The 15,362-nt window shown below is 65.0% G+C and carries 7 protein-coding genes and 1 tRNA gene; all 8 read left to right on the top strand.

Features of this window, described 5'->3' with window-relative positions; translation table 11 throughout:
• Positions 1–95 precede the first annotated feature (95 nt).
• The 8 genes from G335_RS0111575 to G335_RS0111535 all read left to right on the top strand — a co-directional run bounded on the left by G335_RS0111575 (position 96) and on the right by G335_RS0111535 (position 15,318).
• Positions 96–1,025, top strand: a complete 930-nt coding sequence (locus tag G335_RS0111575) for a 1-phosphofructokinase family hexose kinase (protein ID WP_018169674.1) — start codon at positions 96–98, stop codon at positions 1,023–1,025.
• A gap of 369 nt (positions 1,026–1,394) precedes the next feature.
• Positions 1,395–5,486, top strand: coding sequence for a trehalose-phosphatase (gene otsB, locus G335_RS0111570; protein WP_018176854.1), 4,092 nt, complete (start codon positions 1,395–1,397; stop codon positions 5,484–5,486).
• A 26-nt stretch (positions 5,487–5,512) separates the two neighbouring features.
• On the top strand, positions 5,513–8,173 hold the full coding sequence (locus G335_RS0111565) for an AMP-binding protein (RefSeq protein WP_018176853.1): 2,661 nt from the start codon (positions 5,513–5,515) through the stop codon (positions 8,171–8,173).
• Positions 8,174–9,032: 859 nt separating this feature from the next.
• The gene (locus G335_RS0111555; protein ID WP_018176851.1) at positions 9,033–10,358 is read left to right on the top strand and encodes an acetyl-CoA carboxylase biotin carboxylase subunit family protein; all 1,326 of its coding nucleotides are present in this window, start codon (positions 9,033–9,035) and stop codon (positions 10,356–10,358) included.
• A 491-nt stretch (positions 10,359–10,849) separates the two neighbouring features.
• Complete coding sequence (cfa, locus tag G335_RS0111550; RefSeq protein WP_043690082.1) at positions 10,850–11,980, top strand: cyclopropane fatty acyl phospholipid synthase; 1,131 nt, start codon at positions 10,850–10,852, stop codon at positions 11,978–11,980.
• Positions 11,977–13,314: an FAD-binding oxidoreductase gene (locus tag G335_RS0111545; protein ID WP_018176849.1), complete on the top strand. Its 1,338-nt coding sequence runs from the start codon at positions 11,977–11,979 to the stop codon at positions 13,312–13,314. The genes cfa and G335_RS0111545 overlap by 4 nt, the downstream gene beginning before the upstream one ends.
• Before the next feature lie 217 nt (positions 13,315–13,531).
• Positions 13,532–13,608 (top strand) — tRNA-Val (locus G335_RS0111540).
• 147 nt (positions 13,609–13,755) lie between these two features.
• Complete coding sequence (locus G335_RS0111535) at positions 13,756–15,318, top strand: phospholipase D family protein (RefSeq protein WP_018176848.1); 1,563 nt, start codon at positions 13,756–13,758, stop codon at positions 15,316–15,318.
• The last annotated feature ends 44 nt before the right edge of the window (positions 15,319–15,362 follow it).

Raw genomic sequence — 15,362 nt, 5'->3', positions numbered from 1 at the left:
GCAAGAAGAAACTCGCAGCCGATGAGTGGGGCGCTACGCCGATACCCGGATTCGGTACTTGAGAACATCCGCACGCAAGCACCGGAGGAAATGCGATGCAACCGATCGTCACGCTCACGATGAATCCCGCACTCGACGTCAGCACGTCGGTGGAGGAGGTGGTCAGCAAACACAAGCTGCGCTGCTCGGGCGGCCGTTTCGATCCCGGTGGCGGTGGCGTCAATGTCGCCCGCGTGATCGAGCGTCTGGGAGGCGAGGCGACGGCGCTCTACGCCGTGGGCGGCCCGATGGGCGACGTGTACCGCGGGTTGCTGGAAGCCGAGTTGGATGGGGCACAGCCGATTGAAATCGAGGGCAGCACCCGCCAGAGCTTTAACGTGACCGAGGACTCGACCGGAAAGGAATATCGCTTTGTTCTGGAGGGTCCGGAGTGGCAGGAGAAGGAGTGGCGCGGGGCGCTGGACCGTGTGGAGGAGGCGCTTTCGGACGGTGGTTATCTGGTGGTGAGCGGCAGCCTGCCGGAAGGGGTCCCGGACGATTTCACGGCCCGGGCGGCACGGCTGGCAAAGCAGGCAGGGACCCGCTGTGTTGTCGATGCTTCCGGCGCCTCCCTGGAGGCTGCGCTGGATGAAGGGGTCTTCCTGGTCAAGCCCAACAAACAGGAATTGCGCCAGCTAACCGGGGCCGATCTGGATTCGCGGGAAGAGCAGGAGGCCGCGCTGCAGAAGATCCTCGACGCCGGCGGCTCGGAGATCGTCGCGCTGAGCCTTGGCGGGGAAGGGGCGCTGTTTGCCTCGTCCGAGGGTGTCTTCCATCTTCCCTCGCCAGAGGTTGAAGCCCGCAGCGCGGTGGGTGCGGGTGACAGCTTCGTGGCTGCTCTCGTACTCGGGCTGGCTGGCGGAAAGTCACTCGGGGGTGCGGCCCGGTATGCCGTCGCCGCGGGTGCCGCCGCGCTGTTGAGCGAGGGTACCGTGATGTGCCGTGCCGAGGATGTCGAGCGGTTGTTTCGGGAGACTTCGTGGTGAAGACAACGATCGGTCCGGTCCGGACGATCTCCCATAACCGGTAGAAGTCCGCATGAAAGATGGCCTGGAAACAGGCGATCCTCGTTGAAACACCCGCGCCTTGGGGCGACCCAGGCCCGGGGCGTGTGCCCTGATCTCCGGGCCGGGGATGATGATCAGCCGCTTCGCGAACTCGATTGGCTAATCACTCTGAAAAACCCCGTTCAGCACGACAGTCGGGGTGCTCATTAATCTGCGCGAGGGTGATATCCGTGCCGCGTGGCGGCGGCAGGGTTTCATCGAAGATCAGGGTTTCTTGGCGAAATCTTTCCATGCGTATGATGAGAGTGGGGGTTGCCTGCAGGCGCCGCCATTCGACCGAGGGATTTCATGCAGCGGGAGGCCCGCATGAAGGATCAGGCGGAACGAGGGGCAAACACCAGGGCCGTGCTGTTCGATATGGACGGGGTGGTGACGGATACGGCACGCGCCCACGCCGCGGCCTGGAAGCGCCTGTTCGACGAGTTCCTCGAGGCGCGCGCCGAGCGTTTCGGAGAGACGTTCGAGCCCTTCGACGCCGATGCGGAGTATCGCCGGTATGTGGACGGGCGCCCTCGTGCCGAGGGCATCCGCACGTTTCTTGACGCGCGCGGCATCGAACTGCCGGCCGGCAGCGACGAGGATGACCCGGAGGCGGAGACGGTCGCGGGCCTGGGCCGGCGCAAGAACCGGTATTTCCATGCCTGGCTGGAGGCAAACCGGGTGCAGCCGCTCCCGGGCACCCTGCGACTGCTTGATGTACTGCGCCGCGGTGGCATCCCGGCCGCGGTGTTCTCTTCCAGTCGCAATGCGGAGGCCGTCCTGCGCAGCGCCGGCTTGCTCGACGCCTTCGACGTACGGGTGGATGGCAACGAGCTGGCGCGGCTGGATATCCCCGGCAAGCCGGATCCGGCGATGCTGCTGGAGGCGGCGCGGCGACTGGGCGTAGCGCCGCAGGAATGCGCGGTCCTCGAGGATGCGGGCAGTGGTGTCGAGGCGGCGGTGCGCGGCCGCTTTCGGCCCGTGATCGGCATGGCCGGTCCCGACCGTGCCGATGCCTTGCTCGAGCTCGGCGCCGACCTGGTGGTCCGCGATGCCGCCGAGCTTCGCTACAGTCGTGCCGCCGGACTGACCCGACGCACGCTCGTCGATCTGCCCCGTGCCCGGGATCGCGAGAGCGAGATGTTCGCGCGCCTGCAGGCCGCGCGTCCGGTGGTGTTTCTGGATTACGACGGCACCCTGACGCCGATCATCGAGGATCACACGCAGGCATGGCTGGCCGGCGACATGCGCGCGACGGTGGGGGCGCTGGCCCGGCACTGCAGTGTGGTCATTGTGAGCGGTCGCGATCTGATGAAGCTTCGGGAGTTGGTCGCCCTCGACTCCGTGTGGCTCGCGGGCAGCCACGGCTTCGAGATCGCCGGTCCGAAGGACGACGACCGAAGTCTGGAGAAGGGCGATGAGTTCCTCCCCGAACTGGATGCGGCGGAACAGGAACTAACGCAGCGGCTGGCCGGGATCGAGGGCCACATGGTGGAGCGCAAGCGCTTTTCCATTGCCGTGCATTACCGGCGTGTCGCCACCGCGGAGGTGGATCGGGTCGGCGCGATCGTCCGCGAGGTGCTGGAGGTACACCCGAAACTGCGTCTCGGCCACGGCAAGAAGGTGCTGGATATCGGTCCGGGCATCCACTGGAACAAGGGCGAGGCCGTGCGCTGGATTCTTGGCGAGGTGGACGGCCCGGGCGAGAAGTTCGTGCCGGTGTATGTCGGCGACGACCTGACCGACGAGGACGCCTTCCGCGCGCTTGCGGGGGAGGGCATTTGCGTCGCGGTGCGACATGACGAAACCCGGGCGACCGCTGCCGACTGCGTGGTGGATGACGTCCTCGGCGTGAAACGTCTGCTCCAGTCCCTGACCGGGATTCTGGCGGCGCGCGTCTCCGATGCCGCGGCGGCGGATACACGGGACAAGGGAGGCTGGGTGTTGCGCTACTCCGGCTACCGTCCCTGGCAGGAGCGTCTGCGCGAGGCGCTGTGCACGCTGGGCAACGGGTATTTCGCGATGCGGGGTGCCGCGCCGGACGCGTGGGCGGATGACGTGCATTACCCGGGCACCTATCTCGCCGGCGGCTACAACCGCCTGATCAGCGAGGTGGCCGGTAGGAAGGTCGAGAACGAGGACCTAGTCAACCTACCCAACGCCTTGCCGCTGACCTTCCGCGTGGATGACGGCGACTGGTTCCGGCTTGACGACACGGAGATCCTGTCGTTTGCACAGGAACTCGATGTTGACCGCGGCCTGTTGCTGCGCAGCCTGCGTTTCCGCGATCCGGCGGGCCGTACCACGCAGTGGCGCGAGCGTCGGTTGGTCAGCATGGATAACCCGCACCTCGCGGCCCTGTGCGTGGAGCTGACCGCGGAGGACTGGTCGGGACGGGTCACCCTGCATTCCACGCTCGACGGCGGGGTGGTCAATGATGGCGTGGCGCGCTACCGGGGGCTCGAGAACCGCCATCTCGAGATTCTCGAGGCGGACCACCGGGGCGACGACACCCTCTTTCTTCGGGCCCGGACCAACCAGTCCCGGCTCGACATTGCGCAGGCCGCCCGCACCCGTGTGTACCACGAAGGCGTGGAGGCCGGGGTCGAGCGCCAAACGCTGCGGGAGGCGCAGGGCGTGGCGCAGGAGATCATCCTCGATCTGCCGGAACGCGCGAACCTCCGGATTGAGAAGGTCCTCGCGCTGTACTCGTCGCGTGATGCCGCGATCGCCGAACCCGGCATAGAGGCCCTCCGAACCCTCGGCCGTGCCGGTGATTTCGACGCCCTTCGCGCCCGCCACGAGATGGCCTGGCGCCACCTGTGGGGGGAATGCGACATTGCGCTCGAGGATGACGCGGCGCCGGATACCGAACTCAAGCTGCGGATCCACATCTTTCACCTGCTGCAGACCACCTCGAAGCACTCGGTCGATCTCGATACCGGCATCCCCGCGCGGGGCTGGCACGGCGAGGCCTACCGCGGACATGTCTTCTGGGACGAGTTGTTCATCTTCCCCTTCCTGAACCTGCGTATTCCGATGCTGACCCGGGCGCTGCTCCGCTACCGCTATCGCCGCCTCGGGGAGGCCCGGCAGGCGGCGCTTGAGGCCGGCTATCGGGGCGCGATGTATCCCTGGCAGAGCGGCAGCGACGGACGCGAGGAGACGCAGCGACTGCATTTGAACCCGACTTCGGGGCGGTGGCTCCCGGATACCTCCCACCGGCAGCGGCACATCAACTCCGCGATCGCCTACAACCTGTGGCAGTACTTCCAGGCCACCGGTGACCAGGAGTTCATGAACTTCTACGGGGCGGAGATGCTGTTGGAGATCGCCCGGTTCTGGGCCAGTGCATCGGTCTACAACCCGAACCTGGACCGCTACGAGATCAAGGGTGTGATGGGGCCGGACGAGTATCACACCGCGTATCCGGACGCCGACCCCGAGGCCCAGGGCGGGGTGGACAACAATGCCTACACCAACGTGATGGCGGCCTGGGTACTGACCCGCGCGCGGGACGTCATCGACCTGCTTCCGGAGATCCGCTGGCGGGAGCTGCGGGAACGTGTCGGCCTGGACGACGCGGAACTCGATCTCTGGGACGAGATCAGCCGCAAGCTGCGCGTGCCGATGGACGCGGACGGGATCATCTGTCAGTTCGAGGGCTATGAACAGCTCGCAGAGTTCGACTGGCAGGAGTACCGGGAACGCTACGGTGATATCCAGCGCCTGGACCGGATCCTGGAGGCCGAGGGCGATTCGTCAAATCGCTACAAGGTCTCAAAGCAGGCCGACGTCCTGATGATGTTCTATCTGTTCTCGGCGGAGGAGCTGGCGATGCTGTTCGAACAGCTCGGCTATCCGTTCGATCCGTCGATGATCCCGCGCAACGTCGATTACTACCTGGCCCGCACCTCGCACGGCTCGACCCTGAGCCACGTGCCGCATTCCTGGGTGATGGCGCGGTCCGACCGCTCCCATTCCTGGGATCTCTTTCAGCGCGTCCTGGACAGTGACCTCGAGGACATCCAGGGCGGTACGACGCCCGAGGGCATCCATGTCGGCGCGATGGCCGGGAGCGTCGATCTGGTTCAGCGTTGCTACCTGGGGATCGACATGCGGGGTAACGTGCTCCACTTCGATCCGGTGTTTCCCCCGGAACTGCACTGCGTGAAGGTGCGATTGCATTACCGCAACCAAACGCTGGAGGTGGAGGCCACCCGCGAGTTGCTGGAGATCCGCAGCGGTGCCTATACCACCCACTCGATCATGGTGGCTTACCGCGGTCATTACCGGGAGTTGGCGCCCGGCGACGACTGCCGCTTCCGGCTGCTGAAGCCGGAGGAACGCGTGCGCGACGAGAATCGCACCGGCGGGGTCGAGCCCGACCCGGCACATTGATCCGTGTTTCCCTGGAGGTTTCCGACATGAATGCCCAGACCGTCGACGAACTCTTCGCCTCGCAGTCGCCGGAGGAGGGGCAGGTGGCGGTGGTCGCCATGACCCGCGATGGCCTCGAAACCACTTCGCGGGCGGATCTGCTCGAGCGAGCCGGGCGTCTGGCGGCCGGACTCCGGGAGGCCGGCCTGGAACGCGGAGACCGGGTGGGGCTGTTCGCCCCGAACAGCCCGGAGTGGGTCATCGCCGCGCTGGGGGTGATGACCGCGGGGGGCACTGTGGTTCCCCTGGACACGCAGATGCCCTCCGAGGATCTGCAGCACGCCCTGTCCGATTCGCGGCCGCGCTTCATCTTCACTACCTCGAGGCTGGAACAGCGCCTCCCGGCTGATTTGGGTGAGGTGCGCACCTGCCTCTTTGATGCCGAGCCGGAGGCTTCCAAGGCGTGGGAGGGGCTTCTGAAGCAGGATGCGGCATCGTCGGTTGCGCGACACGACGATGTCGCGGCGGTCTTCTACACCTCCGGTACCACCGGACCGCCGAAGGGCGTGCCGCTGACCCACCGGAACCTGACGAGCAATGTCGGCGCGCTCTGTGCGGAGGAAATCGCGGACCATCGCGACCGGGTCCTGGTCCCTCTGCCGTTCCATCATGTCTATCCGTTCACCGTCGGCATCCTGGTCCCCCTGACCCTCGGGGCGCCCATCATCGTGCCGTTCTCCCTGGTAGGGCCGCAGATCGTGCGCGGCCTGCGCGATGGCGAGGCAACGGTGATGCTGGGGGTGCCGCGCCTCTACGAGGCCGTGTGGAAGGCCCTGGAGGACCGGGTTGCGGGGCGTGGGCGGATCGTGGCGCTGTTGTTCCGGCAGATGCTGGGGCTGTCGAGACTGGCGCGCCAGCGATTCGGGCTGCGCCTGGGTCGCCGGCTGTTCAAGGGCCTGCACCAGCGGCTCGCCCCGCGCCTGCGCCTGGTGGTCGCCGGGGGTGCCGCGCTCGACCCCAAACTCGGGCGCGACCTGCAGGCGCTGGGCTGGGAGGTGGGTACCGGCTACGGGCTCAGCGAGACCGCGCCGATTCTCACGTACAACCCCCCGGACCGGTTGCGACTGGAGGCTGCGGGGCTGCCCCTTCCGGGCGTCGAGCTGGCCATCGACGACACTGATTCCCGCGACGGGCGCGGCGAGGTGATGGCACGCGGCCCGAACATCTTTGCCGGCTACCTGAATCTTCCGGACAAGACCGAGGAGGTCCTCGACGAGGACGGCTGGTTCCGCACTGGGGACACGGGCGAGATCGACGACGATGGCTACCTGCACCTGCACGGTCGCGAGTCCTCAATGATCCTGCTCTCCGGGGGCGAGAACGTCGACCCGGAACGGGTAGAGGGCGCCCTGCAATGCATTGACGAGATCCGCGAGGCCGGCGTGCTGGCGCATGACGATCGCCTGGCGGCGCTCGTGGTTCCGGAGTCGGGGCTGTTGCGCGAGGTCACCGGTGAGGACCTGGAGAAACGGGTGAAGGATGCGGTCAAGCGCGCGGCAGAGGAGCTGCCGAGTCATCACCGCCCGGGCGTGGTGCGCATTGCGCTCGACCCCCTGCCGCGCACGCGCCTCGGCAAGCTGCGCCGGCACAAGCTCGAAGAGCTCTTCGAGAAATTAGGCAAGGAAAATACCGTTTCCGAGGCGCGACCGGAGCCGGTCTCTCCGGAGTCGATGGCCCCCGAGGACCAGCAGCTGCTCTCGGACCCGGGCGCCGAACGTACCTGGAACTACCTCGCCGAGCGCTTTGCTGATATCCGCGTTACGCCGGATAGTAGCCTCGCCGAGGAGCTCGGGATCGATTCGCTCAGCTGGGTCGACCTCACGCTTGCGCTGCAGGACCGCGCCGGGATCGATCTGGATGATTCGGCGATCGAACGCGTCGAAACCGTCCGGGACCTCCTGCAGGAGGCGGCCGGGGCCTCCGAAGCCAAGGAGGGCCGGGGCGAACTGAAGGCGCAACTCGAAGATCCGGAAGCGCTGCTCGCCGAAGACCAGAAAAAGGACCTGGAGCCCCCCGGCACGACCCGCCGCGTGGTCGGCGGCCTGCTGCTGGTTTTTGCGCGGCTGCTCTCGCGGTTGCTGATGCGCGTCGAGGTGCAGGGCAGTCTTCCGGCCGACGGTCCTTACCTGCTCGCACCCCGCCATCTGAGTTTCGTCGACCCCCTGGCGTTGCTGCCCGCCCTGAGCAGGCGGGATCTCGAGTCGCTGTACTGGGCCGGTCTGGAGGACTATTTCTTCTCCAATCGGTTATATGGGGCGCTCAGCCGCACTGCGCGCGTCCTGCCGGTCGACCCCGGATCCGCGCCGCGTAGGAGCCTCGCTCTGGCTGCGGCCAGTGTGAAGCGGGGACACAGCCTGATCTGGTTTCCGGAAGGCCAGCGCTCCCCGGACGGCACGCTCCAGAGACTGCGGCCCGGTATCGGGCTCGTGCTCGCGGCACAACCCGTCCCGGTGGTGCCCGTGTGGATTGAAGGCACGCGCGAGGTGCTGCCGCCGGGCAAGCATTTCCCGCGTTTCGGCGGAAGGGTGCGTGTTGTCATCGGGGAGCCGGTTCTGCCGGAGCAATACGGCACCGACGAGCGAGAGATCGTCCGCACCCTGCAGTCCGCTCTGGAGGAACTGGGCGCTGCGGCAGAACACGGCAGGTGACCACTACGTTGACCGATAGGGGAGTGTCTGGCGTCAACTACGCTGGCTGGCGGTCAGGGGTGCGGCGTGGTATGCCGTCGCCACGGGTGTCGCCGCCCTGTTATGGAGACGCTGATTGAGTTGCGCGCTCGCGCTCGAGTCGCTTTTGCGTGCGAACAAGGCGCGGTGACTGCCGTGCAGTCATTCTGCACAAGGGAACCGCAACGCCGTGCGCGCGCACGTTTTCGTCAACAACGGGCGGCCGAGCCCCTGCATTCAATGGCTTGTGGGGTTGGTGCCCCCTGTTCCCCGATCCTGTGTTGCGCCGCTTTCGGGTAGAATCACTACCCGCTGCACGCCGTGCCTTGTCTCGGAAAACAGGGGGCACCAACGCGAGCGCGTGATTCAATCAGCGTCTCCTTAAGCGAAGGAACCGTGATGTGCCGTGCCGAGGATGTCGAGCGGTAGTTTCGGAACGCTCGTGCTGAAGACAACGGTCGGCCCGGCCTGGACGATCTCCCGTAACCGGTGGACTTCAGCATGAGAGACGGCCTGGAAAGAGGCGATCCTTGTTGAAGCCTTGAGCCTTGGGGCGACCCAGCCCTTGTGTGTCCTGATCTCCGGGCCGTGGATGATGATCAGCCGCTTCGCGAACTCGATTGGCGGATCACGCTGACAAACTCCTCTCCCCACGACAGTCGGGCCGGCCATCGGGGCGGCCCCCGAGCTTGCTATCTGGTAGGCAGCATCTAATCTCGGGGTAATGCCCTCATGTGACAGGGCGAGCGTTTTGGCCAGCCCGGCTCTGTAATACCTGCACTTGGTCCGGTGCAGGCCAAGGCGATTGTGTTCTGTACCACTTCGCCGTGGAGGATTTTCAATGGCCAAGAATATTTTCATCGTCGGGGCCGACCCGTTTAACATGAATAAGGTCAGGGCGGTTGACATCGGCATCGACTACAGACTCCATGAGCTATTGAGTTTTGATGAAGTAAAAGCCAAAGGGTTTTATCCTGTCGAAGAATGCCTTGGCAAGGCACGAGAACGTCTTCAGGAGTTCGACGGTTCGATCGACGGAATTCTCGGTTATTGGGATTTTCCAGTGACCACGATGGTAGCGATCCTCTGCCGCGAATATGGACTTTCCTCGCCCTCGCTCGAGAGTGTCCTCCGCTGTGAGCACAAATACTGGAGTCGGCTGGAACAGCACAAAGTGATCCCGGGCATGGTCCCGCGATTCGATGTCGTGGATCCGTTCGATGATGCCGCCATCGACGCCATTGACGTTCCCTTTCCCTTCTGGATCAAGCCGGTTAAGGGGATGGACTCGCTTCTTGCATTCAGGGTGGGCAACCGGGGCCAGCTGAGCCACGCCATTGGCCAGCTCCGCGCGCGCATCGATCGGATCGCCGGACCCTTCGACCAGATCCTTTCGTATGCAGATCTCCCTGAGGAGATTGCCGCCATCGGCGGCCGAAACTGTATCGTTGAACAGGCTGTTGGCGGGCGCCAGTGCACGATAGAGGGTTACGTGTTTGCCGGCAAGCCGCAGCATTACGGGATCATCGATTCGATCAATTATCCCAACCGTTCGTCGTTTCTTCGCTATCAATACCCGTCTAGCCTTCCGAAGCGGGTGAAGAACAGGATCAGTGAGGCAACCAACAAAGTATTGCTACACTTTGGCTACGACAGTGCGACCTACAACGTGGAGTTTTTTTACCGGCCAAAGACCGAGGAGCTCACGTTGCTGGAAGTCAATCCTCGATTGTCACAATCACATAGCGATATGTTCGAAAAAGTGGATGGGGCTTCCAATTTCCAGATCATGCTTGAACTGGCATTGGGAAGGGCACCGGATTTACCGTTACGACGCGGCCGTTATGGGTGTGCCGCGAAGTTTCACGTGCGCGTGTTCGAGGATGGCATCGCCACGCATGTTCCCAGCGCCGGCGATATCGAGCGTATCCAAGAGGAATTTCCGGATACCCTGATCGAGCTGAAGGTCGAGCAGGGGACGCGGCTCTCGAGCCTGCTGGAGCAGGACAGCTACAGCTACGATATCGCTCATGTCCATACGGGCGCAGAGGATCGCAAGGCATTGCTGGAAAAATACAACCGTATTCTGCAGGCCCTGCACTTCGAGTTCGGTTCTGTTCCAGAGATATCAGGCGAGGCCCCGGAGGTGCAGAATGCTGTGTCCTGAGATGCGGCCTTCGCTACGGGATTGGAATCCGAAATGGCCCCGGGGTGTGCGAGGGTGCGCGACCGGGGTTTCCGCTTTGCAAGGGGTACGGCTTGCGCGCATGGTCTGAAGGGCGATCATGTTCCAAAAAGCAGTGTTCGGTAGTCCCGGGGCATATGAGCGGATCAATCAGTCGCGTTTGCGGACCTGCGCGGAGGCGGTCTGATGAGGTAGCCCGGCACCGGTGGGCTGCTTGCCGACGTAGCGGCGCAGCCCTGGCCTGGCCGTACATCTTCTGGGTACGGGCTGTGATGTGGGGTGGCTTATCCCGTCGCAGGTCTTTTTGGTGGCGGATCGTTCATGCACAACGGCGGAAGGCGGGTGAACGAGGGGACCGGATCTGGAGGAGAACGGACCATTGCGAATTTGGGTCTAGCTCATAACTCTGCCTAAAGTGGAGGGATTTATCGCGGCTGGAAACCGGCCGTCCGATTCTTGCAAGGAGCACGAGCATGTCAGCAAGCCAACAAGTCACGGAACTATTGCTCAGCGCTGACATCGAGGTTGGTGGCGAGCGGCCCTGGGATGTTCAGGTCCACGACGAGCGGCTGTATCAGCGGATTCTGGCCGAGGGGTCGCTCGGGACCGGCGAGGCCTACATGGACGGCTGGTGGGACGTCGAGCGGCTGGACGAGTTGTTCTTCCGGATCCTCCGGGCGCGCCTGGAGCGCAAGGTGCGCAGCCCCGCGGTGCTCGGCCGGGTGCTGCTGAGCTGGCTCGCCAATGAGCAGAGTCGAGGGCGCTCGCGGCGGGTCGCGGAGCAGCACTACGACCTCTCGAACCGGCTCTACGAGGCCATGCTCGGGCCGACCATGCAATACACCTGCGCCTATTACGGCCCCGACGGGGCCGACGCGACCCTGGACGAAGCCCAGCGCGCGAAGCTGGACCTGATCGCGCGCAAGCTGCACCTGGAGCCGGGTATGCGCGTGCTCGAACTGGGCGGCGGGTTCGGCGAGCTGGCTCGGTTTCTGGCCGCCGAGCACGGATGCGAGGTGGACAGCTACAACATCAGCAGCCAGCAGGTGGAGTACGCGAGAGGACTCTGCGAGGGCCTTCCAGTCGATGTCCGGCAGCAGGACTACCGCGAGGCCGCCAACGAATCCCGGCAATACGATCGTGTCGTGAGCATCGGTCTGATGGAGCACGTCGGCCCGAAGAACTTTCGCGCCTTCTTCGATCTGGCCCGGGCCCGCCTGAAGCCCGCTGGCCTGATGCTGCTGCACACCATCGGGGGCAACGTCAGCTGCGTTCGTACCGACCGCTGGATCGCCAAATACATCTTCCCCGGTGGCGTGATCCCATCCGAGGCGCAGCTCACTCGGGCCAAGGAGGGGCTGTTCGTGCTCGAGGACTGGCACAACTTCGGCCCGGACTATGACCGCACCCTGATGGCCTGGGACGACAATTTCGCTGCCGCCTGGCCGGATCTGAAACAAAGCGAAGGCCTGGATGAACGCTTCTACCGGATGTGGCGCTATTACCTGTTGAGCTGTGCCGGCGCGTTCCGGGCCCGTCATCTGAATCTCTGGCAGCTCGTGCTCAGCCACGGGGATCTGCCGCGTTACGAGCCGGTCCGATGAGCAGCGCCGGCTGGGCCGCCCACCGCAATCGTGTGGAGGCGATGGCCGCGGCGCTGGCCGGGTCGGACGGACCGGTGCGCCTCAGAAAGTCCACCAGCAACCTGTTCAGGCCGCGCGAGGAGGCCCGCCGGACGGAGATCGACGTGGCTTCGCTCAACCACGTGATCGAGATCGATCCCGAGGCCGGCGTTGCCGAGGTCGAGGGCATGACGACCTATGCCGACGTGGTCGACGCAACCCTGCCGTACGGCCTGGCCCCGGCCATCGTGCCGGAGCTCAAGAGCATCACGGTCGGTGGCGCGACCACCGGGATCGGCATCGAGTCGGGCGCGTTCCGCTACGGCCTGGTGCACGACATGGTGGAAGAGCTCGACGTCATGGTCGCCGATGGCCGCGTGTTGACCTGCTCGCGCGAGCAGCGCCCGGAACTGTTCTACGGCTTTCCGAACTCCTACGGCAGCCTCGGTTACGCCACCCGGGTCCAGCTGCGGCTGATTCCGGTGCAGCCCTACGTCCGGCTCGAGCACACCCGTTTCCGCGACCCCGAAGAACTGTTCACGGCGATCGCCGAGGAATGCGCGCAACCGACCTGTGCGTTTCTCGATGGCGTGTACTTCGGACCCGGCGATTACGTGCTGACCCGCGCGCATTGCGTGGAATCGCCGCCGGCGGGCACCGAGGCCAGCGACTACACTTGGATGCGCCAGTACTGGCGGAGCCTGCGCGACCGGCGCGAGGATTATCTGAGCATCCACGACTACCTCTGGCGCTGGGACACCGACTGGTTCTGGTGCAGCAGGAATGTCGGGGCCCACCTCAAGCCGGTGCGGCTCCTTCTCGGGCGCAAGCGCCTGTCGAGCGTCACTTACCAGAAGATCATGCGCTCTAGTAGACGCTGGCCCCTGAGCCTGCTCCAGTCCATTCAGCCACGCACCGAGGCGGTGATCCAGGACGTCGACATCCCGATCGTCAACGCCGCGGCGTTTCTGGAAGATTTCGAGGCCGAAATCGGTATCCGCCCGGTGTGGATCTGCCCGTTTGTCGTGCCCGAGGCCGGGTTCTCGTTGTTCCAGCTGCGTACCGATACCGCGTACATCAACTTCGGCTTCTGGGACATGGTCCGCTCCAGCGAGCCCGACGGTTATTACAACGCTCGGGTCGAGGCACTGGTCGCGAAGCACGGCGGCAAGAAGAGCCTGTACTCGCGCAGCACCTACGACGAGACCACCTTCTGGCAGAACTACGACCGCCCGGCCTACGAGGCCCTCAAGCGCGAATGCGATCCCGAAGGGCGCTTTCCGGGGCTCTATGAAAAGGCGGTGAAACGGGGCTGAGGCCGGTTGGGTCTCGAGGCCGGAACCGCTCGTCCACACCCTGGAGGGCCGCGCGCCGGGAAACCGCGGCGACGGGCAAGAGCGCGATCAACGGTCAATGCAGCGTTGCGCGTTCAGGGTGCCGTGGGCCGACCCCGTTAACGCGGCACGCAAAATGCGTTAACGGATGCTTTGACAGGGGGCGGGGAGTCGGTAGAATACGCGGCTCGAAGACGACAGGCGCGTAGCTCAGCTGGTTAGAGCACCACCTTGACATGGTGGGGGTCGTTGGTTCGAGTCCAATCGCGCCTACCAGATTGTGAAGAAGCGAGTCAGGGTCCGCCCGGCTCGCTTTTTTTATGCCTGGGCGGTCGGTATCGACAGGGCGCGTACGCGGCGTCAGGCTGGCACCGGGCGTGCTATTCGATATAAGGGGGCATCGCGTCGGGCGATTGCTTGTTCATGCTTGATTCGTATCGGTTTTCCTGGCTTCTGGCAGTGCTGTTTCTGGCGCTCGCGGCTGGTTGTGCGCCGTTGCAGCCGGCGCCGGAACGCGGATGGCAAGCGCTGGAGCCCCCCGCCTCAGAAGGACCGCTGGCGGAGTGGCTGGAAGGATTTGCGCCGGCCCGCGATCATGGTAAGACGGGATTCCGGCTGCTGGACGAGGGGGCCGAAGCCTTCCGCTGGCGGGTGATGAGCGTGCGCATGGCGCGCGAACGAATCCAGGTGCAGGCCTATATCTGGCGCGACGATGCTGCCGGACGGGTGTTGATGGGCGAATTGCTCGGGGCGGCCGATCGTGGCGTTCGGATCTCGTTGCTCCTGGATGACGTCGACGCGCGCGGGCGGGACGCGACGCTGGCCGCGATTGCCCAGCACCCAAAGATCGACGTTCGCATCTTCAATCCGTTCCGTACGCGCGAGGGCCTGCTGCGGGCCAGTGCCGAGTTCTTTTTTCGCGGTAGCGACCTGAACCATCGGATGCACAACAAGGCCTGGGTGGTGGACGGGCGCCTGGCGATTACGGGCGGGCGTAATGTCGGGGACGAGTACTTCGAGGTGAGCCCCGATTACAATTTTGCGGATCTGGATCTGGTGGTGGTGGGGCCGTTGGTCCGGGAGATCGACCGGTCGTTCGTGGAATTCTGGAACAGTCCGGGCGCGATCGGGGTCGAGCGCGTTGCGCGAAAGGACGGTTCGCCGGAGCGCCTGGCAATGCAGCAGGGGTCCTTGCGGGCCTGGCTGGCGCAGAATCACACCCATCCCCTGATGCAGATGGAACCCCTGAATGGGCAACCGGTGCCACAGCCGATTGCCGACCCGGCGGCATATGTGTGGACGACGCAAGCCGAGTTCGTGGTCGATGACGAGGCCAAGGCGCGTGCACGAGGCGATGGCTCGCGCGTTGCGGACGCCCTGGGGGAGCGGCTGCTGGGGGTGGAGAAGGAACTGCTGATCGTCTCGCCGTACTTTGTTCCGGGGCGTGACGGGACCGCCCAGCTGTCGCGGATGAGCGAGTCGGGGGTGCGTGTACAGGTGCTGACGAACTCGCTGGCGGCCAACGATGTGGCCTTTACCCATGCCGGCTATGCGCGACGGCGACATGCGTTGCTGGATGCCCGGGTCGAGCTGTTCGAGCTGCGCCCGACCGGGCCGCCGCGCTGGGCGCGCCTGGAGCGCGATCGCGGGATCGAGCCCTCGCAGGCCAGCCTGCATTCCAAGCTGCTGGTTTTCGACCGCGAGGAGGCCTTTGTCGGCTCGTTCAACCTGGACCCGCGCTCGGCGCATACGAACAGCGAGTCCGGTGTGTTCCTGTCCGAGCCGGTTTTGGTGGAGCAGCTGGCCGCGCTGCATCAACGGGGGATTCGGCCGCAGGTGGCCTACCGGGTGGAGCGGGATGCATCCGGTGGTCTGGTATGGCGGGACGGTTCCGGAAATGCCTACCGTCAGGAGCCCAAGGCGGGTCTGTGGCGTCGGTTTGTGTCCGGGATGACCCGGATCCTTCCCGTCGAGCCGTTATTGTAGGCGGACCGTCACGGCGAGAGCGCACAACATAAAGGGAGAGCGAG

This window comes from Thioalkalivibrio sp. AKL8 (genome assembly GCF_000380525.1).
GTDB classification, from domain to species: Bacteria; Pseudomonadota; Gammaproteobacteria; order Ectothiorhodospirales; family Ectothiorhodospiraceae; genus Thioalkalivibrio; species Thioalkalivibrio versutus.
Note: the sequence above shows the minus strand (reverse complement) of the source record. Positions and strands in the feature narration are given on the sequence as shown.